20 protein-coding genes and 1 riboswitch are annotated in these 21,639 nt (G+C 38.4%); of the genes, 15 read left to right on the plus strand and 5 right to left on the minus strand.

What is annotated here, in order from left to right:
* Positions 1-59: 59 nt before the first annotated feature.
* Positions 60-1,661, minus strand: a complete 1,602-nt coding sequence (locus VK91_RS04165) for an ABC transporter substrate-binding protein (protein ID WP_048391069.1) — start codon at positions 1,659-1,661, stop codon at positions 60-62.
* Between the two features lie 219 nt (positions 1,662-1,880).
* On the opposite strand from VK91_RS04165, the gene VK91_RS04170 reads away from it, so the two are divergent.
* The 10 genes from VK91_RS04170 (at position 1,881) to VK91_RS04215 (ending at position 11,263) form a co-directional block, all read left to right on the plus strand.
* On the plus strand, positions 1,881-2,843 hold the full coding sequence (locus VK91_RS04170) for an ABC transporter permease (protein WP_004225947.1): 963 nt from the start codon (positions 1,881-1,883) through the stop codon (positions 2,841-2,843).
* 2 nt (positions 2,844-2,845) lie between these two features.
* Positions 2,846-3,712, plus strand: a complete 867-nt coding sequence (locus tag VK91_RS04175) for an ABC transporter permease (protein ID WP_004225950.1) — start codon at positions 2,846-2,848, stop codon at positions 3,710-3,712.
* A gap of 17 nt (positions 3,713-3,729) precedes the next feature.
* Entirely contained in the window at positions 3,730-4,752 is a 1,023-nt protein-coding gene (locus VK91_RS04180; protein WP_016995144.1) for an ABC transporter ATP-binding protein, read from the plus strand.
* Positions 4,736-5,743 carry an ABC transporter ATP-binding protein gene (locus tag VK91_RS04185; protein WP_048391072.1) on the plus strand — a complete coding sequence of 336 codons (1,008 nt, stop codon included), beginning with the start codon at positions 4,736-4,738 and terminating at the stop codon, positions 5,741-5,743. The genes VK91_RS04180 and VK91_RS04185 overlap by 17 nt, the downstream gene beginning before the upstream one ends.
* Positions 5,744-5,787: 44 nt before the next feature.
* Positions 5,788-6,741 (plus strand): DUF1177 domain-containing protein, encoded by a 954-nt coding sequence (locus tag VK91_RS04190; RefSeq protein ID WP_048391073.1) that lies wholly within the window; start codon positions 5,788-5,790, stop codon positions 6,739-6,741.
* A complete protein-coding gene (locus tag VK91_RS04195) occupies positions 6,734-8,002 on the plus strand; it encodes a M20 family metallopeptidase (RefSeq protein ID WP_048391075.1) in 1,269 nt (422 codons plus the stop codon). The genes VK91_RS04190 and VK91_RS04195 overlap by 8 nt, the downstream gene beginning before the upstream one ends.
* A 134-nt stretch (positions 8,003-8,136) precedes the next feature.
* Positions 8,137-8,898: an IclR family transcriptional regulator gene (locus VK91_RS04200; RefSeq protein ID WP_004225962.1), complete on the plus strand. Its 762-nt coding sequence runs from the start codon at positions 8,137-8,139 to the stop codon at positions 8,896-8,898.
* A gap of 11 nt (positions 8,899-8,909) precedes the next feature.
* Positions 8,910-9,833, plus strand: a complete 924-nt coding sequence (locus VK91_RS04205) for an aminopeptidase (protein ID WP_048391078.1) — start codon at positions 8,910-8,912, stop codon at positions 9,831-9,833.
* Positions 9,834-10,035: 202 nt separating this feature from the next.
* The gene (locus VK91_RS04210) at positions 10,036-10,503 is read left to right on the plus strand and encodes an NUDIX domain-containing protein (protein WP_048391080.1); all 468 of its coding nucleotides are present in this window, start codon (positions 10,036-10,038) and stop codon (positions 10,501-10,503) included.
* Positions 10,487-11,263: a S9 family peptidase gene (locus tag VK91_RS04215; RefSeq protein WP_048391082.1), complete on the plus strand. Its 777-nt coding sequence runs from the start codon at positions 10,487-10,489 to the stop codon at positions 11,261-11,263. Before VK91_RS04210 ends, VK91_RS04215 begins: the two co-directional genes overlap by 17 nt.
* Positions 11,264-11,328: 65 nt before the next feature.
* On the opposite strand, the gene pckA is transcribed toward VK91_RS04215, so the two are convergent.
* Positions 11,329-12,915 (minus strand): phosphoenolpyruvate carboxykinase (ATP), encoded by a 1,587-nt coding sequence (pckA, locus tag VK91_RS04220; protein ID WP_048391084.1) that lies wholly within the window; start codon positions 12,913-12,915, stop codon positions 11,329-11,331.
* 389 nt (positions 12,916-13,304) lie between these two features.
* Positions 13,305-13,423: riboswitch (SAM riboswitch) on the plus strand.
* A 258-nt stretch (positions 13,424-13,681) separates the two neighbouring features.
* Here pckA and metK point away from each other — a divergent pair.
* Positions 13,682-14,878 carry a methionine adenosyltransferase gene (metK, locus tag VK91_RS04225; protein WP_048391086.1) on the plus strand — a complete coding sequence of 399 codons (1,197 nt, stop codon included), beginning with the start codon at positions 13,682-13,684 and terminating at the stop codon, positions 14,876-14,878.
* Positions 14,879-15,057: 179 nt separating this feature from the next.
* Here the strand turns inward: metK and VK91_RS04230 are convergent, their stop codons facing one another.
* The gene (locus tag VK91_RS04230; protein WP_016994472.1) at positions 15,058-15,570 is read right to left on the minus strand and encodes a gamma carbonic anhydrase family protein; all 513 of its coding nucleotides are present in this window, start codon (positions 15,568-15,570) and stop codon (positions 15,058-15,060) included.
* A gap of 133 nt (positions 15,571-15,703) precedes the next feature.
* Here VK91_RS04230 and VK91_RS04235 point away from each other — a divergent pair, with 133 nt between their 5' ends.
* Entirely contained in the window at positions 15,704-16,510 is an 807-nt protein-coding gene (locus tag VK91_RS04235) for an alpha/beta hydrolase (protein WP_048391088.1), read from the plus strand.
* Between the two features lie 126 nt (positions 16,511-16,636).
* On the plus strand, positions 16,637-18,145 hold the full coding sequence (locus VK91_RS04240) for a sodium:alanine symporter family protein (RefSeq protein WP_048391090.1): 1,509 nt from the start codon (positions 16,637-16,639) through the stop codon (positions 18,143-18,145).
* Positions 18,146-18,206: 61 nt separating this feature from the next.
* On the opposite strand, the gene VK91_RS04245 is transcribed toward VK91_RS04240, so the two are convergent.
* Together VK91_RS04245 and VK91_RS04250 are read right to left on the minus strand one after the other, a co-directional pair.
* A complete protein-coding gene (locus tag VK91_RS04245) occupies positions 18,207-18,785 on the minus strand; it encodes a class I SAM-dependent methyltransferase (RefSeq protein ID WP_048391092.1) in 579 nt (192 codons plus the stop codon).
* Complete coding sequence (locus VK91_RS04250) at positions 18,782-19,738, minus strand: TIGR01212 family radical SAM protein (protein ID WP_048391094.1); 957 nt, start codon at positions 19,736-19,738, stop codon at positions 18,782-18,784. The genes VK91_RS04245 and VK91_RS04250 overlap by 4 nt, the downstream gene beginning before the upstream one ends.
* A 225-nt stretch (positions 19,739-19,963) precedes the next feature.
* Between VK91_RS04250 and VK91_RS04255 the strand changes: the two genes are divergently transcribed.
* Both VK91_RS04255 and VK91_RS04260 read left to right on the plus strand, forming a co-directional pair.
* Positions 19,964-21,142, plus strand: a complete 1,179-nt coding sequence (locus tag VK91_RS04255; RefSeq protein ID WP_048391096.1) for an MFS transporter — start codon at positions 19,964-19,966, stop codon at positions 21,140-21,142.
* Between the two features lie 147 nt (positions 21,143-21,289).
* Entirely contained in the window at positions 21,290-21,637 is a 348-nt protein-coding gene (locus VK91_RS04260; RefSeq protein ID WP_048391099.1) for a helix-turn-helix transcriptional regulator, read from the plus strand.
* The last annotated feature ends 2 nt before the right edge of the window (positions 21,638-21,639 follow it).

Raw genomic sequence — 21,639 nt, forward strand, 5'->3', positions numbered from 1 at the left:
TCAAATCTCTCCTTATGAAGAGAAAAGCGGAGACTGGTATCTCCACTTTTCAAGTTTAATTATTTAGTAATGGATACGTTTGTACCATTTGGATGCACAATTTGTACGGAGTTATCAGCAGAAACCTCAAAGCCCTGTACTTTTTTGTTTACACCTGCAACCGTTTGTGTTGCCTCTAATTCAATACGAGGAACATCCGCTAAAATCAGCTTTAATGCTTCTTGGTATAATTTTGCACGTTCTTCTTGCACTACTGTTTCTGATACGGCGCGTTCTAATAATTTATCCACTTCTGGATTGCTGTAGCCTTTACCATTTCCTAACGCACCAATTTGATTTGTGTGGAATAATTGATAAAGGAAGAAATAAGGATCTGGGTACCAAGTCCAGCCACCAATATTCATTGGCGCATTACCCTTTGCCACAGTATCACTGTAAGTACCCCATTCAAGCACTTTTATTTCCACATCAATATTTAAGTTCTTCTTTAACTGACTTTGGAAAATCGTTGCGTAAGGAACACGTGCTTCTGATACGAAAATCTCTGTCTTGAAGCCATCAGCGTAACCAGCCTCTGCTAGTAATTTTTTTGCTTCTTCTGGATTATATTTTGGTACCATATCAACTAACGATTTATCATATCCCCATGAACCAGGTGGTAATGGTAAATAAGAAACATCGCCGCCACCCCATTGGTTAACGCCAGAAATAATTTCCTCTACATTTGTTGCCATATAAATCGCTTCACGAACGCGTTTGTCAGCAGTTGGACCTACTTTGTTATTAAGATCAAGATAAACAATCGATAGACCTGGATTTGTTAAAAGCTCAAGGTTACTATCTTGGTTGATGATTTCTCGATTTTGACCTTTAACGTCCATGGCAATATCAATATCACCAGAACGTAATGCGTTTGTCATCATATTTTGATCGGAGATAAACTTCATTGTTAAGTTATCGACATTTGGCTTATCACCCCAGTAATTATCGTGACGAACTAATTTTACTTCTTGGTCTTTTTTCCATTCTGTTAGTTGGAATGGACCTGTACCAACAAAGTGTTCAGAAAAATTATCGCCCCATCCTTCAACTTCTTCTTTTGGAATAATAATATTCCCTGCATCCGTTAGCATAGCAAGTAGGGCAGCATTTGGTGTAGCTAAGTGAATCTCTACTTCATATTCCGATAACACTTTCACTTCTGTTACACCACTTAAACGATTCATAGCAGATTCTTTAGCAGAGCGTTCTAAAGAGTATTTCACATCTTCAGCTGTCATTTCACGGCCATCCTGATACTGACCTTTTTGGAATTTAACACCTTCGCGTAATTTGAATGTGTAGACTAACATATCCTCTGATACATTCCATTCAGTTGCTAACGAAGGGATGATATCAGATAGATCTTTGTTATAAACAACTAACGTATCACCCATTTGGCGCATCACCTGTGATTCATAAACCCCTGTATATTTGATAGGATCAAATGTTTTTGCATTGGCTGACAAACCAATATTTAATGTGCCTCCAGAAGTAGCTTCTCCCTCTTTTTCATCCGTTGTAGTACTTTTCTCAGTGTTTCCACCACAAGCAGCTAAAACACCAATTAGTAAAGTTAAAAAGAGTAGTAGTAAAGACTTTCTTACGTTTAATTTCTTCATATGCACTAGCCTCCTTAGTTTTTGTTTCACAATATGAACCGTTGATTCAAAAATGGTAGGTTCGAGATTAAAATTAGCACACTTGTAAATAGAAAGTAAATATAAAATTACAAAGATTCAGAAAAAAATATATTTACAAACAATTATTAAGTGGTGTACTATGTGGTTATTCACAATATGAACCACTGATTCTAATAATGAAAAGGAGGTCTTGTTAAGATGGGCTCATTTATTTTAAAAAGATTAGTTAACCTCATCCCGACACTGCTAGTAGTAGGAATTATCGTCTTTATTATTACGCGAATGATTCCTGGTGACCCGGCTTCAGTCATGCTTGGACCACAAGCGAGTGTAGAAGATGTAGAGAATTTAAGAGAAGAGCTAGGATTAAATAAATCCATGCCTTCGCAATTTATTTCATATGTAGGAGATCTAGCACAGTTAAATTTAGGATATTCCTATTCTTATAGTGAGTCTGTCATCGGACTTATTCTCGAAAGGTTCCCTAATACAGTGATATTGGCATTGGCAGCGCTGTTAATAGCAGTCGTGATTGGCATCCCAGCAGGAATATTTGCAGCGAGAAAGCAAAATACCATCATTGATTATGTTGTAATGCTTGTGTCATTAGTTGGTGTATCTATGCCAATTTTCTGGTTGGGCATCATGCTTGTCTTATTCTTTAGTGTTAACCTTGGTTGGTTCCCAGCAACTGGGATGGGGAATATCAGCGATGGCCTGTGGACCTATTTGAAGCATTTAATTTTGCCAGCATTTGCTTTAGCAACGATTCCAATGGCGACATTTGCACGGATTACCCGTTCAAGTATGTTAGAGGTTATTTCGCAAGATTATATTAAAACAGCTCGTTCTAAAGGTATTAAAGAATATTTAGTAATTGGTAAACATGCATTTAAGAATGCGCTAACACCGATTTTAACCGTGTTAGGAATGCAAATTTCTAATTTACTGGGCGGAGCGGTTTTAACAGAAACAATTTTTAGTTGGCCTGGGATGGGTCGATTAATTGTAGATGCCATTGATAAACGTGACTTTGTAGTCGTCCAAGGTACTGTTATTTTCATTGCGTTTATCTTTGTGCTTGTTAACTTAGTAGTCGATGTACTTTATAAAGTGGTTAATCCTAAGGTCAATTTAGAATCGGATGGGGGGAAAAAATAACAATGACTCAAGCAATCGTCCAAGAAACGAAAAAAAGAAATACGTTATTGCGCAAGTTGCTAAAAAATAAATTAGCGACAATTGGGTTAATCATTGTCACTTTAATGGGTATTGTTGCTATTTTTGCCCCATTAATTGCTACCCATCCACCGAATGAAATGATTGTCGGTAAATCGTTTTTACCGATGAATACAGAAGGACATTTATTAGGAACAGATAACTATGGCCGTGATCTGTTTAGTCGCTTAGTTTACGGTACACGAATCTCAATGATTGTTGGAATTGCGGCGGTGCTATTTGGTGCTGTGTTTGGCACACTGCTAGGCTTAGTGGCAGGGTATTTTGGTGGACGCATTGATTCCATTATTATGCGCACAATGGATGGTCTTTTCGCATTCCCATTTATATTACTAGCTATTACATTAATGACGGTATTAGGGCAAGGACTTGTCAATGTTATTGTTGCGATTGGTATTGCTAATATTCCAGGTTTCGCACGACTTGTTCGAGGACAGGTGTTAAGTGTAAAAGAGGAAGAATTCGTTGAAGTAACGCATTCTTTAGGTGCTACACATACGAGGATCATTTTTAGCCATATATTACCGAACTGTTTAGCCCCTTTAATTGTCTATGGAACGATGAGTACAGCTGGCGCTATTATTTCAGAAGCTGCCCTTAGCTTTTTAGGATTAGGCGTTCAACCACCGACAGCTTCATGGGGCAGTATTTTAAAAGATGGCAAAGACTTTTTAGTATTAAATCCCCAAATGGCAACATTTTCAGGCATTTGTATTTTATTAACAGTTCTTGGAATTAACCTATTAGGGGATGGATTACGCGATGCATTAGATCCGAAAATGAAAGTTTAATGGAAGGGGGTGGAGTCATGACTGAACGTTTACTAGATGTAGAAAACTTAACAGTAGAATTTAAAAGTGGCGGCTCTACAATGAAAGCTGTTAATGGAGTAAATTTACAATTAAATAAGAAGGAAACACTAGGTATTGTGGGAGAGTCAGGATCAGGAAAAAGTGTTACAGCCACTGCTCTCATGCGTTTAATTCCATCTCCGCCAGGAAAAATAACGAATGGAAAAATTCTATTTAATGGCCGCGATTTAATCGAAATTTCTGAAAAGGAAATGCGCAATGTGCGAGGCAATGACATCTCAATGATTTTCCAAGATCCAATTACAAGTTTGAATCCTGTCTTAACAGTGGGCAATCAAATTATTGAAGTCATCCAAGCACATGAAACAATATCGAAGAAAGATGCCGCTATCAAAGCCGTCGATATGTTAAAAATGGTTGGGATTCCTGAGCCAGAGAAACGATTAAAAATGTATCCTCACGAATTTTCAGGTGGAATGCGTCAGCGTGTCATGATTGCTATTGCCCTAGCTTGTAACCCGAAACTACTCATTGCTGATGAGCCAACAACTGCACTAGATGTAACTGTACAAGCTCAAATTCTTGATTTAATGAAAAAATTACAACAAGAACATGATACAGCCATCATTATGATTACGCACGATTTAGGTGTAGTTTGGGAGCTATGTGACAAAGTAAATGTTATGTATGCAGGTCGTACAGTAGAGTCTACTACAACAAGACAGCTCTATGAAAAACCTTTACATCCCTATACGTGGGGATTATTAGAGTCTCAAATTACAATGGGGACTCAAGAGCAACAAAGGCTGCCGGCTATTCCTGGTAGTCCACCAGATTTAACAATGCCACATAGTGGCTGTCACTTCTCAGCACGATGTCCTTTAGCGACAGATATTTGTCGTAGTACTGTGCCTGATTTAGTGGAAGTACAGGATAACCATTTTGTAGCCTGCCATTTACAAGCAAAAGATCAAATTGTCCCTAGGAAGGAGGGAATTTTTAATGCAACAGTACAATGAACTTGTCTTAAAGGTAAGTAATTTAAAAAAGCATTTTCCCATTAAAAGTTCAATTCCTTTTAAAAAACCAACACAATTTGTGAAGGCGGTAGATGGTGTAAGTTTTGAGTTATATAAAGGTGAGACACTGGGGATTGTGGGAGAGTCGGGGTGTGGTAAATCAACGGTTGCCCGTTTAATCAACCAGCTAATTTCACCAACAGAGGGAGTAGTTGAATTTAAGGGAACGGATTTAGCAAGCTTAAATTCAAAAGATATCCGCTCTGCTCGAAAATCCATCCAAATGGTTTTCCAAAATCCTTATGCATCACTCGATCCTCGTAAAACGATTGAATATCTTATTGCTGAGCCATTAGTGATCCATGGGATTGGTGATGAGGCATCCCGTAAAAAGCGAGTGGTTGAATTACTTGAAACAGTCGGATTAAGTGCATACCATGCAAAACGACATCCACATGAATTTTCTGGTGGACAAAGACAACGTATAAATATTGCTCGGGCTCTTGCACTGAATCCAGATATTGTGGTGTGTGATGAACCTGTTTCAGCATTAGATGTCTCTGTACAGGCTCAGGTTATCAATCTATTAAAAGATTTACAGAAAGAATTCGGTTTAACCTATATTTTTATTTCACATGATTTGAATGTGGTGAACTACATGTGTGATCGTATTGCTGTCATGTATTTAGGGAAAATAGTAGAAATTGGCACATACAAGGAAATTTATAAGAACCCTCAGCATCCTTACACACAAGCCTTGTTATCGGCCATACCTAAGGAAAATCCTTTTGATAAAAAGGACCGTATTATTTTATCTGGCGATGTTCCAAGCCCGGTTAATCCCCCGAGTGGCTGTGCATTCCATAAGCGTTGTCGTTTTGCTACAGAAAAATGTGCAGAGGTCCAACCGACACTTGATACAGTATCAGCTACACATCAAGTATCGTGTCATTTATATAAGTCGATACAGCAAGAAGTATCATCAATTTAACGAAAGATAAAATTTATTGAAGCAGAAAAAGGAGCGGACTGATTATGTCATTGAAGCATGTTATTGAATTATACGAGGTAATGGATAGTATTTATGTAAACGGAGACACGATTAAGAAGTATTTACACAATATTGATTCCACAGCAGATGTCAAGGTAAAAACTATTCAAGGCGAAAGCGGCTCAACAGATTTTGTTCGCGTACTCGTGAAAGGAAAGAATGGCAAATCCTCTGGCGGAAATGCACCTACATTAGGAATTATTGGACGATTAGGTGGTATCGGAGCACGCCCTGAAATGACAGGCTTTGTATCAGATGGAGACGGCGCACTGGCATGTCTGGCAGGAGCAGCAAAAGCTATTGATATGGCCTTAAAGGGTGATCAATTAGAGGGTGACGTTATATTCTCCACACATATTTGTCCAACAGCTCCAACCTTACCACATGAGCCAGTGCCATTTATGAACTCGCCAGTGGATATTAGTGTCATGAACGAAAATGAAGTAGAAGATACAATGGATGCTATTCTATCAATTGATACAACAAAAGGCAATCAAGTATGTAACCATAAAGGATTTGCGATAACGCCAACTGTCAAAGAAGGTTACATATTAAAAATTAGTGATGATTTATTGCACGTATATACACAATCTGCTGGCATTTCTCCAGTTGTCCTGCCAATCACGATGCAAGACATTACACCCTATGGTAATGGTTTATTCCATATCAATAGTATTTTACAACCAGCAGTTGCAACATCTAGCCCTGTTGTAGGTGTAGCGATTACAACTGAATCTGTTGTGGCAGGCTGTGCAACAGGTGCAACCCATGTCACAGATGTAGAAAATGTTGTGCGATTTGTGTTAGAGGTAGCAAAAACTTACGGTGCTAATAAATGCTCTTTCTTTGATGAAACACAATTTACACATATGAAAGGCTTATATGGTAGCATGAGTCATCTACAAACGAAAGGAAACGAGGTACACACACATGAATGATTTACAAGCACTTAAAGCTCAATTAGTAGAGGCAGTTGAAAATCATCAAGATGAATTGATAGCGTTTTGTTCAAAGCTCATTCAAATTCCAAGTGTCAATCCTCCAGGGGATACGACTGAAATAACAGCTTTTATCGAAAACTATTTAAATGATGTAGGCATTACTTATCAAAAATATGAAGCTGCTGATAAAATGTTTAATTTAGTAGCTTCTATTGGAAATGGGGAAGGAAAAGAACTCGTTTATTGTGGCCATACCGATGTTGTTCCTGTCGGTGATCTATCAAAATGGGATTTTGATCCGTTTTCAGGAGAAGTGAAGGATGGCTGGATGCTTGGACGCGGGGCGAGTGATATGAAAGCCGGTTTAGCAGGTATTATTTTTGCAACAAAGTTATTAAAGAAACTGAACATTGAACTACCAGGGAAATTAACTTTGGCGATCGTACCAGATGAAGAAACTGGCGGTGAATTTGGTGTTCCTTGGCTGTTAGAGCGAGGCTATGTGCAGGGAGATGGTTGTTTAATCGCTGAGCCCTCTTCACCTCTAAACCCAACTATTGGACAAAAGGGCTCTTACTGGTTTGAATTAGAGGTGCGTGGGGAACCTGGTCATGGAAGCCTATCACCATTGGCTGGACGAAATGCCATTGTTGATGCAATCCGAGCTATACAAGAGATTCGTACACTATGGGATGTAGAAATCACAATTCCTGAAGAGGTACAGCCACTTATCGAGGTATCAAAAAAATACATGCGTGAAGTGGAGAAAGATCGCTTGAAATATCAAGAAGTTTTAGAGAAAATTACTGTAAATATTGGTACAATTGAGGGAGGTACGAAGTCAAACGTAATCCCAGATTACTGTAAGGTCCAGGTCGATTGTCGTTTACCATTTGGTATTACACAAGAAGAAGTAACAGAAATCTTGACAACTAAACTAGATGGCTTGGCTATCGATTATTCAATCCAACGTTTTGGCTTTAAAAGCGTAGCCAATTATACGCCTGCTGAAAATCCTGTATGCCAATCGATAGTGGAAAATATATCATATGTTACAGGGCAAGAGGCATATGGTGTCATGCAATGGGCAAGTAGTGACGCTCGTCATTTCAGACAATATGATATTCCTGTATTGCAATACGGCCCAGCTTATTTACCAAGTATTCATGGTTATAATGAAAAAGTGCGTGTTGAGGATATCGTACGCTGTGCAAAAGTTTATATAACTGCTGCTGTTGATTTCCTATATCAAAAGTAAGAGATTAGCTACTCTCTTACTTTTGATAAAGTGATATCAGGTGCTGACGGCTGCTAAATCTGTCGATTATTTCCCCCTTAAGAGAGAGATTTGCAGCCGTTTGTACAGATAAATAGTTCAGAAGGATGAGAGATATGCTAAAGACATTAAATTTATCAATTGCGGTTTTAAAAATGTTTACAAAGGAAAAGCCCACATGGGGTGGTCGAGAGTTAGCACTGGCGATGAACATGAATCATACAAATTTATATCGCATTCTTGAAACCTTCGAAAATAATGGGTTTATAACAAAAGATCCTATAACAAAAAAATATTCTCTTGGTATTGCATTATGGGAAATAGGTATGAATATGTATGATTCATTAAACATAGATCAGCTATGTATGCCAGTTCTTGAGAAATTAAAGGATGTCACTGGTGAAACAGCTATTTTTACCGTACTGAATGGACTGGAAGCGTTAACATTACTGAAAGCAGAGCCTGTAAATAAGGTGAAGTTTACAGTTTCAAGAGGAAGTAGATCGCCACTGTATGTAGGAGCATCTTACCGTTCAATGCTTGCTTTTTTAAATGAAGAGCAAATTGCAAAGGTCATAGATGAACCATTAACAGCTTATACAAATAATACGATGACAGATGCCACAGAAATAAGGGCAGAGCTAGAAAAAATTAGAACATGTGGCTATGCACTTAGTAACAGTGAGTATTCGGTCGATGTATTGGCGCTAGCTATGCCTATATTTAATAGTGAGGAACAGGTCGTAGCGTCTATTACCGTTTCTGGACCAATTTATCGTTTTACAGAGCAACGTGTTCCTGATTTTTTGGGACCTTTAACGGAAGCTAGAAATGAAATAGAAGGAATTATTCGTAGATATCATTTGAATTTTAATTAAGGAGCCCTATTATGCATCATTTACATGATATTGCACTAAATGTTTTAAAAGGCAATTTAAATGTTCAATCTTCTGAGTCACTATTAATTTTGACAGATAGCCACAAACAAGACATCGCAAAAATTTTTTATGAAGCTGGACTGTCAATTACTGCAAATACAATGTTCATGGTGATGCCCCTGTTAGAGAAATCTGGGCAGGAGCCAATCCATGCAGTTTCTGAGCTTATGGCAAATGCCGATGTTACACTGTGTATTACCTCCCACTCACTAACACATACACTGGCTCGTAAACATGCCTGTGAAAAGGGTGGACGTGTAGCAACAATGCCAGGGGTAACATTGGAGATGCTGGAGCAAGGTGCCCTTCATGCAGATGCACAGGAGATCGAAGCTACGGTAGAAAAATATGTCCTTTTACTTAATACGACAAAAGATATTCGTATTGTCAAGGATGGTCATGAGCTGACGTTTAGTGTAGACGGCCGTTTCGGAATTCGTTCTACAGGGGTTATTCGTCAACCTGGTGAGTACGGGAATATTCCTTCAGGAGAATCGTATATTGCACCAATAGAAACATCTGCGAATGGAGAGATTTTAGTAGATGGCTCTATTGCTAATATTGGTGTTTTAAAGGAGCCATTATTATTAAAAATAAAGAATGGTCGCTTAGAAGAAGCAATCGGTCCTGATGGTCCACGACTACTGGCATTACTTGGTGAAGGCAATGGTAGAGTCATTGCAGAGTTTGGCATCGGAGCCAATAAAAGTGCTATCCTATGTGGCAATGTATTAGAGGATGAGAAGGTGTATGGGACCATCCATATCGCTTTTGGCAGTAATGCGCCATTTGGTGGAGCCAATGCGTCAGATGTTCATATTGATTGTGTTGTGAAAAGTCCTATCGTCTATTTTGACGGTCAGCAAGTAATCTAAAGAAAAGCGTGTCTTCCTATGAAGCACGCTTTTTTTCATGCTTTACAAGACTGTAGCTTAGGGTTGCTTGTCATTGTAGGTTTACAATATAGTTAATATAGATAGGAATAGGAATGATGATTAAATTCCGTCCATAAAATAGAAGTAATGATAAAGAAAGTAACTTTTGTTTTGCAACAAGAAAGAACGTGAGGTTGAAGAGATGTTAACATTTACAGATTTACATGGCCTACAAGTAGATTTGAGTTTTACAAGAGGCGAATTTAAAGTAGAACCTAAACACGTCCTTGTCCTTTTAAAGCATGAAAATAAATGGTTATGTACTGTCCATAAACGACGTGGTGTAGAAGTGCCAGGAGGGAAATTAGAAGAAGGGGAAACCTTAGAGGAGGCGGCGATTCGAGAAGTTTTTGAAGAGACGGGTGTTCATGTGAAAAATCTTCAATGGTTTGCAGAGTATGCAGTGTATGATGAAAACGTTTTTTGTAAATCCGTTTTCACTGCACAATTTTTGGCGCAAGAGGATATAGAATTTGATTTAGAAACGTCAGGCATGCTTTGGTTAACTGATGAAGAATTTGCTCAGCATCCTAACTTGAGTTTTCACATGAAGGATGAGGGGATGAAGAAAATGCTGGAGGAGCTGAAACATCGTGACACACAATGGTGATATTATCGAAAAACGCCCCTATCCTTCACCAAATCCAGCTATCCGTTTAACGGAAATAACCTATCTTTCACAGGGCTTACGTATAAAAGGATTATTAGCAGAGCCAAAGACTGAAGGTACATATGATGGCTTTTTATATTTAAGAGGCGGCATGCAAAGCATTGGGATGGTAAGACCCTCTCGTATTGCACAATTTGCGGCGCAGGGCTTTATCGTATTTGCCCCATATTATCGTGGGAATCGTGGGGGAGAGGGGCGTGACGAGTTTGCAGGGGCAGACCGTTACGATGCGGTCTATGCCGTAGATGTACTCAAACAATTCTGCAATGACAATATCCATGTTTTTGGTTTTTCACGAGGTGGTATTATGGCTCTGTGGACAGCTATTTTAAGAAGGGATATTACTTCTGTTGTAACATGGGCAGGTGTTTCTGATGCAACGGCCACTTATTGGGAACGTACAGATATGCGCAGAATGATGAAGCGTGTTATTGGAGGAACACCTAATCGTGTACCAGAAGCGTATGATGCAAGAACACCACTTTTTGAGATAGAGCGTATAACAGCTCCCGTTCTTATCATTCATGGCTATCGTGATGAAAATGTGGATATTGAACATGCCAGACAATTGGCATTTTTTTTAGAGGAAGCAAATAAATCATTCGAAACTTGGTATGATCTTAACTATGCACATCAATATCCACCAGCAAAAAATCGTGAAACTGTCCGTGCTCTTTGCAAGTGGATGAAACAACAATAAAGCATAGAGAAAACAAAAAGACAAAGGGAACGAATAAATTGTTCCCTTTGTCTTTTATATAGACGTTATTTTAATGGACCACCAAGTGTAGTGATGGCTTCAGAAACGTTTGAGAATTTCTTGAAGTTTTCGTTGAATAAGCCTGCAAGCTCAGCAGCTTTTGCATCGTATGCAGCTTTATCTGCCCAAGCTTCACGAGGATTTAACACTTCTGAAGGTACGCCTTCAACTGCTTTTGGAATGTGTAAACCAAACACAGCATCTTGTGTTGTTTCAACATCTGCTAATTTACCATCGATTGCTGCACGGACCATTGTACGTGTGTAAGATAGTTTCATACGGCTACCTGTGCCATATTCGCCACCAGTCCAACCAGTGTTTACTAAGTATACCTGTGCACCGTGCTCGTCAATTTTTTGTCCTAACATTTCTGCGTATACTGTTGCAGGAAGTGGAAGGAATGGAGACCCGAAGCAAGTAGAGAATACTGGTTCTGGCTCAGTCACACCACGTTCAGTTCCAGCAAGTTTAGAAGTGAACCCGCTTAGGAAGTGATACATCGCTTGTTCTTTTGTTAATTTACTGATTGGAGGTAATACGCCAAATGCATCAGCTGTTAGGAAGATGATTGTTTTTGGATGACCTGCAACAGAAGGATCAACGATATTTTCGATGTATTGGATTGGATAAGCTACACGTGTATTTTCTGTTAGTGAACCATCATCATAGTCACAAATACGAGTTTCTGGATCAACAGCTACGTTTTCTAATACAGAGCCGAAGCGGATTGCATTGTAGATTTCTGGTTCTTTTTCAGCAGAAAGGTTGATTGTTTTTGCATAGCAGCCACCCTCAATGTTGAATACACCATTATCAGACCAACCGTGTTCATCGTCACCGATTAGCTTACGATCAGGATCAGCTGATAACGTCGTTTTACCAGTACCAGATAGACCGAAGAATAACGCTACATCGCCAGCTTCACCAACGTTTGCTGAGCAGTGCATTGAAAGAATACCTTGTTGTGGTAATAAGTAGTTCATGATACCAAAGATAGATTTTTTCATTTCACCAGCATATTCTGTACCACCAATTAAAATAATTTTCTTTTCAAGTGATACGATGATGAATGTTTCAGAAGCAGTACCATCAACCGCAGGATCTGCTTTAAAGTTAGGAGCTGAGATGACAGTGAAGTCGGCAACATGAGAAGCTAATTCATCTGCTGTTGGACGGATAAATAATTGATGAGCAAAAAGATTGTGCCATGCGTATTCATTGATAACTTGAATGCTTAATTGTGAGTCTTTGTCAGCACCTGCAAAGCCTTTGAATACGAATAACTCGTCACGTTCTTTTAAATATTTTATTACTTTTACATATAGGTTATCGAACACTTCAGAAGAAATCGGTTGGTTGACTTTACCCCAGTCAATTTGATCTTTTGTGCTTTCTTCTTCTACCGTATATTTATCTTTAGGTGAACGACCAGTGTATTTGCCAGTTTCTGCACGAACTGCGCCATCTACTGTTAACATTGCTTCACCACGAGATGTAGCTTTTTCTGCTAATTGTGGTACTGAAAGTTGAACATTAATGTTACCGCCGTTTAATAATTCCTTCAGTTCGTTTGCAATTTCTACTGAATTCATCGATTAAATACCATCCTTTTTTATAGTATTCCCTTGATTTAGAGGGATTTTTTCTTAATTTCAAAAATAGTATAACACAATTGCTTAAATAATCTATACTAATTAAGAAATTATTTTAGAGTTTTTACCACTTTTCAATAAACTGACAAAAAATAATGTTTTTCGAGTAGAATACCATCAATCCTACTGTAATTAGGCACGAAAATTGAGCCACACATATGTTACCACAAGTAGCTAGGTATGTTGTAGGGATTAATTTGCTTCTATTTACATCATCATCCAAGTATGAAAAGTTTTTGTGTAATAAGTTCTTTCCTTTCTATACAGTAATACATAAGAAAATATTTGACAACGTTCGACCTTTTCAGTAACATGAGATTGAACGGATACTCTTATCCCGAGCTGGTGGAGGGTCAGGCCCTGTGAAACCCGGCAACCTGCATGAACTATTTCACGACATGCGTTGGTGCCAACCTGATGCAAGGGAACATCCCTTGAACGATAAGAGTGAAAGGTTACGCAGTCATTATTCCTTTCCTCATGTAAAGTAACGTGAGAAAAGGATTTTTTTATTGTTAAAAATCAATGTAAAGGTAAGTATATGTAGTTCTTTCCTTATTATAATGACGGATCTTTCGAAATCCTCGTGTTAAAAGCAGCAGTAACGGCTTGAGAGTTCAATCCTTAGGAGCGGACTTGACATGGGTAATGAGTACCGTATTCATACACAACTACTTATTGTAAGAGTATTTAGGAGGAAAACCAAATGACAAACCGTCGACTGTTTACATCAGAGAGTGTAACAGAAGGACATCCAGATAAGATTTGTGACCAAATCTCGGATGCCATTTTAGATGCTATTTTAGCAGAAGATCCAAATGCACGTGTAGCGTGTGAAACAACTGTAACAACAGGATTAGTATTAGTAGCAGGAGAAATTACTACTTCTACTTATGTGGATATTAAAGGTATTGTTCGTGACACTGTAGCTGAAATTGGCTATACACGAGGTAAATATGGCTTTGATGCTGAGAACTTAGCGGTGCTTGTGGCAATTGGCGAACAATCACCTGATATTGCTCAAGGTGTTGATCAGGCATTAGAGGCACGTGAAGGCTCTATGACAGATGCTGATATAGAAGCAATTGGTGCTGGTGACCAAGGCTTAATGTTTGGCTATGCATGTAATGAAACACCAGAGCTAATGCCATTACCAATTAGCTTGGCACACAAATTAGCACGCCGTTTAACAGAAGTACGTAAATCAAGTGAACTTGCCTATTTACGTCCTGATGGTAAAACGCAAGTAACGATTGAATATGATGACAATAATGTACCGGTTCGCGTGGATACAATTGTTATTTCAACACAGCATGATGAAGAAGCAACACTTGAACAAATTCAAGCAGATTTAAAAGAATTTGTTATTGCACCAGTTGTACCGAGTGAATTATTAGATGCTAATACGAAATACTTCATCAATCCAACTGGCCGTTTTGTAATTGGTGGGCCAAAAGGTGATGCTGGATTAACAGGACGTAAAATCATTGTTGATACATACGGTGGTTATGCACGTCACGGTGGTGGTGCCTTCTCAGGTAAGGATGCAACCAAGGTAGACCGTTCGGCGGCATATGCAGCACGTTATGTAGCGAAAAACATCGTAGCAGCTGGCTTAGCAGAGCGTGCTGAAGTGCAACTTGCCTATGCGATTGGCGTTGCTCAGCCTGTTTCCATTGCTGTCGATACATTTGGCACAGGTAGAGTGAAAGAAAGCGAGATCGTTGAATGGGTACGCGAGCTATTCGATTTACGCCCAGCAGGTATCATTAAAATGCTTGATCTTCGTCGTCCAATTTATAAACAAACTGCTGCGTATGGACATTTTGGTCGTACAGATTTAAATGTACCATGGGAGCAAATTGATAAAGCAGACGCGCTACGAGAAAAAGCACGTTTATAAACTATTGAACTAAAGTAATGAAGTCATTAGAAAATTATTCTGATGTATTAATAAGCAAAGGGGCAACATTGCTCCTTTTGTTTTTTTTACAAAAATACCTCGCTAGGATTCGTGAACATATTCGGTACACGAAAACGCGAGGGATTTTTTCGTTAGTATTGATTTTTTGTGTAGGTTATTTATTTCTGAAGTGATTTATAATATTGACCTTTTTCTGCGTATTCTCGTACGATGCGTTCCATATCCTCTTTATCTTCAGCATTTAATTCTCGGACAACTTTTGCTGGACGACCTAATGCTAAACTATTTGGAGGAATGACTTTACCAGGAGGTACTAGGCTTCCAGCTCCAATAAATGCACCTTCTCCAATCTCAGCTCCGTCTAAAATAATGGATCCCATACCGATTAAGGCATTTTTGCGAATTGTACAACTATGTAAAGTGACTTGGTGTCCAACTGTTACCTCATCTTCAATAATGAGCGGATATTTTGGGCTTTGGTGTAAACAGCAAAGATCTTGGATACTGACACGTTTACCAATAATCGTTGGGGAAACATCACCACGAATAACCGTATTAAACCAAATGGTTGTTTCGGCGCCAATTGTTACGTCGCCCGTAACAGTTGCGTAGTCAGCAATGAAAACAGACGGATCGATCTTTGGCGTTTTATCTTTAAATGGATAAATCATGAAAATCGCCTCTTTTCTTTCTATAATGTAGTATTATCGTATCAAATACGCAACTTTATGGAAATATAAAATTAAAATGTGCTATTTATTTCGATATAATCAAAGTGTAATTATTTTTTAGGAGGACTATGTAATGTGGAAATGGGAAGCTGATGGACAAGCAAAAGCTGTGATTGCTATTCTTCATGGTGCTTATGAAAATCACCGTTGGTATGCATGGCTGATAGAGAAATTAAGATTAGAAGGCTTCCACATAGTCATGGGAGATTTACCGAATCATGGGGGTAATGCAAGGTTTGCTCGAGTCCATGATGAAGACTTCAAATTGTACAATAAGTATACAAGAAACCTGATTGAAAATGCTTTTTCATATAATTTACCAACCTTTGTAATAGGGCATGGACTAGGTGCAACATTAATCCTCCATACACTGCAAAAGAGACAATATGAATGTGCAGGCATTATTTTAACATCACCTTGGTTGCAACTAAAGCTATTACCAGGTAAATTAACAAATGCTTTAACAAGTCTAAGTGCGTTAACGGCCAATGTTAAATTGACACATGATATTACATTAGAGAAATTAACGCGTAGTGTTGAAGGCAGAGAAGAAATGAAAGATGATGTACCGCTCATGACTGTAGTTTCTGTGAAATGGTATCGAGAACTTCAGCAGATGATGAAAAATTTAGTGATGCTGCCTAAAGGTGAAATGCCTAATATGCCTATGCTAATTATGACAGCTGAGAAGGATAAAATTACGGACACTCGCCAAACTCGAAATTGGCTTCATCAACAGGAATTCACGGAATTTCAGTTTAAAGAATGGGCAAATTGTTATCATAATTTATTTCATGAGGGAGAGCGCGAAGAGATTTTTATGTATATACGAGATTTTATTAATAATGCTCTTCGAAGAATTGGTTATATAATTAAATAGGTTTATACCCTTCCATTTACTAGGTTACTTACTTAAATATTGTTACTTAAAAATAATATTGTAATTTTCAGAAAAGTGTAATACTATAATGACTTAAAGTAAGGTAATTCAAATTGGAGGGGTAAAATGGATGTAATTGTAGAGAAGTTGAATGGTATTTTATGGGGACCATGGTTTATTTATGGCATCTTATTAATTGGGTTATTTTTCTCAATTATTACAAGGTTCCTACAAGTAAGGCACATTAAAGATATGTTTGTTTTAATGTTTAAAGGGGAGAAGTCAGAAAAGGGAATATCTTCATTCCAAGCAATGTCTATCGCATTATCAGGACGTGTAGGTACAGGTAATATTGCTGGTACTGCGACAGCGATTGGAATGGGAGGACCTGGTGCTGTCTTTTGGATGTGGGCAATCGCTTTCATAGGTGCGGCTACCGCGTATGTAGAGTCAACATTAGCTCAAATCTATAAAGAAGAGAAAGATACAGAATATCGTGGTGGACCGGCCTTTTACATAGAAAAAGGAATGGGCCAAAAATGGTTTGCAGTTATTTTTGCTGTGGCGGCTTTAATAGCAATGTTAATTTTGATGCCTGGTGTGCAGTCGAATGCCATCGCAGGTGCTGTTGAAAACGCTTTCGGTTTGGAAACATGGATCACAGGACTTATTATTGTTGTTTTATTAGGTGCTATTATCATCGGGGGTGTTAAATCAATCGCAAATGCTGCCCAGATTATTGTACCGTTTATGGCATTAGCCTATATCATTATGGCCATTATCATTATTTTTATGAATATTTCACAAGTACCAACGGTTATCGGATTAATTTTTTCTAGTGCATTTGGGGCTCAAGAAATTTTTGGAGGCATTATTGGTTCAGCGATTGCTTGGGGTGTTAAACGTGGAATTTACTCTAATGAGGCTGGTCAAGGAACTGGTGCTCACCCTGCGGCAGCTGCGGAAGTATCACATCCTGCTAAGCAAGGGATTGTACAAGCGGCGTCTGTTTATATTGATACATTATTAATTTGTTCTGCTACGGCATTTATGATTTTATTTACAGGCATGTACAATGTACAAGATGAAAAGGCAGCTGAGGGAGCAGATCCATTTATCCATATTGGAGAATTTAATAGTGGTGGATTAGCAGGCGATGAGCAAATGACTTTTGCGAAAAGTATTGAAGCAGGTGCAGCCTATACACAATATGCAGTTGACTCATCATTACCTGGCTTTGGTGCTCCATTTGTAGCCATTGCGTTATTCTTCTTTGCCTTTACAACAATCATGGCTTACTACTATATTGCAGAGACAAATGTCGCTTACTTATTTAGAGGTAGCACAGAAAAGGTATTCATTTGGATTGCGAAAATTGCCATTTTAGTTGCAGCCTTTTATGGTACAATCCGTACGTCTGGTCTGGCATGGGCAATGGGAGATGTAGGTCTTGGTTTGATGGTTTGGATTAACGTTATAGCTATTTTAATTATCATGAAACCAGCTATTGTCGCATTAAAAGATTACGAGAAACAGAAAAAAGAAGGAAAAGACCCAGTCTTTGATCCTCGTAAACTAGGAATTAAAGGTGCAGATTTCTGGGTTGACTATAATGAAAAACGCAATAACAAGTAGATAAAGAGCAAGGCGATCAGCTAGTTTGATAGAAACTGGCTGATCGCCTTTTAGCATGTAATTATTGAATAGGATGTTCTTTCATTTTCTCTAATGCAATGACGAAGGGTGGATCATTTTGTTGATTCAGAAATGCATATTTTAAGACATGAACATATTTTTGTGGCAGTTGGCTTACATAATCAATGACCTTATCACGCTCTTCTTTTCCACCTGGATGACCATGATAAATAACAAGAACAATCAAACCGCCCACTTTTAAGAGCTTTAATATATTCTCAATGGCTTGGATTGTTGTATTAGGTCTTGTAATAATATCATGGTTGCTACCAGGTAAATAGCCGAGATTGAAGATTGCCGCAGTTACTGGCTTGTGTACAAACTGTGTAACTTCTTCATGCCCTTTATTTAAAACGAGTGCTCGATGTTCTAAACCATGATCTAAAAGTCGGAGGAGTGTCGCGTCAACCGCCTCTTTTTGGACATCAAAGGCATAAACTTGCCCTTCATCCCCAACAAGCTGTGCCAGAAACAATGTGTCATGGCCGTTTCCAGCAGTTGCATCAACAACTGTATCTCCCTCTTTTATATTATCTTTTAATAACTGCTGGGCATATTGTAAAACGCGTTGTAGTATCATTTCATAACCTCTGCCTTATACAACTTCCCTTGCCAACTACCACGACGTTCAAGCTCAGCATCAATGCCATTCAGTACTTCCCATTTATTTACACTCCACATGGGTCCAATCATTAAATCAATCGGTCCATCACCTGTAATACGATGAATGACCATCTCTGGTGGTAAAATTTCTAATTGGTCTGCTACTAGTTTTGTATATACATCTTGATCTAAAAATTCTAGCATACCTTTTTCATATTGCTTCACCATAGGCGTTCCTTTTAATAGATGAAGTAAGTGGATTTTAATGCCTTGGACATCTAATTGTGCAACTGCTCGTGCCGTTTCCATCATCATGTCATAGTCTTCGAGAGGCAATCCGTTAATGATATGTGAGCAAACACGAATGCCATGCTTACGCAATTTTTCAACGCCTTCCACATACGTTGCATAATCATGGGCACGATTAATAAGATTAGCCGTTTTCTCATGCACCGTTTGTAGACCGAGCTCAATCCATAAATACGTCCGCTCATTTAGCTCTGCTAAATATTCGACAACATCATCGGGTAAACAGTCAGGACGAGTAGCAATAGAAAGACCTACTACACCTTCTTGCGCTAAAGCTGCTTCAAATTTTTCTTTTAAAACTGGCAAAGGGGCATGTGTATTTGTGTAGGCTTGGAAATAGGCCATGTATTTGCCATCCTTCCATTTCTGGTGCATTTTGTCTCGGATTTCAGCAAATTGAACATCAATTGGATCTACCTTATTACCAGCAAAATCACCAGAACCTGCAGCACTGCAAAATGTACAGCCACCGAAAGCAACTGTGCCGTCGCGGTTAGGGCAATCAAATCCTGCATCTAATGCCACTTTAAATACTTTATGACCAAATTGGTCACGTAAATAGCGATTCCATGTATAGTATCTTTTCCCCTCTGAAGGAAAAGGAAAATTCGTCTCTGTCATTTATTTCACTCCTCTAACGCTCTATTCTATCATGTGCATTTCGTTCCGTCATGGGGTAAGGGTAATATCATGATTTGGATAAAGAAAAATGGAAAGGGACAAAACTAAATACGATTGAAAATAGGATAGAAGTCTTGTAAAAAAGGTAAAATTATTTTCCTTGTACTTTTAAGTATTTCAGCATACACTAACTATTTAGAGAAGCGAAATAATGGAGGTCATCCTATGCCAAAACGTGTTTGGTTTTTAATTATCGGAATGCTTGTGAACACAACAGGCAACTCTTTTTTATGGCCTTTGAATGCCATTTATATGCATGATTATTTAGGCAAATCTTTAGCTATGGCTGGTTTTGTCTTAATGCTGAATTCTGCTGCTGGAGTATTAGGTAATCTATTAGGTGGTTACTTATTTGATAGAATTGGTGGCTATAAAGCTATTATGCTTGGTATCCTGTTAACGATTGCTTCATTAATTGGCTTAACAATTTGGCACGGTTGGCCACATTATGTGTGGTTTTTAACGATACTAGGCTTTAGTGGGGGCATTGTTTTCCCAGGTATGTTTGCCTTAGCTGGGGCTGCCTGGCCAGAAGGTGGACGTAAGGCTTTTAATACTATCTATTTAGCACAAAATGTCGGTGTTGCCGTAGGTCCCGCTCTTGCCGGTATAGTGGCAGATTATCAATTTGACTATGTGTTTAAAGTGAATTTAGGTATGTATATTTTATTCTTTTTCATTGCCTTATTTACATTTAAGCGTTTGGAGGCGGGCAGTATTGCACCTAAAAATGTCTTGAGCGAAAGTAAGCGAATCGTAAACAAGGCACCTTTCTATGCTTTGTTAATAATTAGTGCATCCTCCGTTTTATGCTGGCTAGCATATTCTCAATGGAGTGCAACCATTTCATCTTATACACAAGATTTAGGATTGGGATTAAAGCAATATAGCTTACTTTGGACAATCAACGGTCTTCTAATTGTCATTGGGCAACCACTCATTGCACCGCTCGTAAAGCGGTGGGAACACAATTTAAAGCGTCAGTTAGTATTTGGTGTAACGCTGATTGCACTTTCCTTTGGTATTATTGCCTTTGCAAACGATTTTAAAATGTTTGGAGCAGCGATGCTTGTCTTAACATTTGGTGAAATGTTTTATACGCCTGCATTACCAACGATTGCTAATCAACTGGCACCAAAAGGTCGTCAAGGATTCTATCAAGGGATTATCAATAGTGCTGCTACTGGAGGACGGATGATTGGTCCACTATTTGGTGGTATTATGGTAGATCAATTTGGCATGATTCCTCTCGTTTTAACATTGGTGGTCATCGTACTATTGGCGATTATTCCATGTTTAACATACGATTATCCTTTAAAGAAGAACAAAATAGTAGCAGATTAATAATGTCGCACTGAAAAGAGCAAAAACGAGTGTTAAGCACTTGTTTTTGTTCTTTTTTTAATAGTAGATATTGAAAAAATGTTGTGACAGGATTACAATCATACATATTCAAATATTTGAATATGTAGTTATATGGAGGGGTTTTTTATGGACGAGGGCTTACAACAGTTTAAAGCGGATTTTTTCAAAGCATTAGCACATCCGTTACGCATCAGAATACTTGAACTCCTTGTAGATGGACAGAAAAGTGTCAATGAGATTCAAGATTGCTTAGAGAAAGAGGGTTCTGCTGTTTCTCAGCAATTAAGTGTATTGCGTGCTAAAAATATTGTTTATGGCGTGAAGGAAGGAAAAAAAGTTTATTATTCTTTAAGTGACCCAATGATTGGTGCATTACTTGGGGTGGCAAAGGATATTTTTAATAACCATTTGGTTAATACCATTTCGAGATTAGAGGAAATGACAAGTAACGAAGGTGACGAAGAGAATAAGTAAAT

This window comes from Lysinibacillus sp. LK3, from assembly GCF_001043675.1.
Lineage (GTDB): Bacteria > Bacillota > Bacilli > Bacillales_A > Planococcaceae > Lysinibacillus > Lysinibacillus capsici.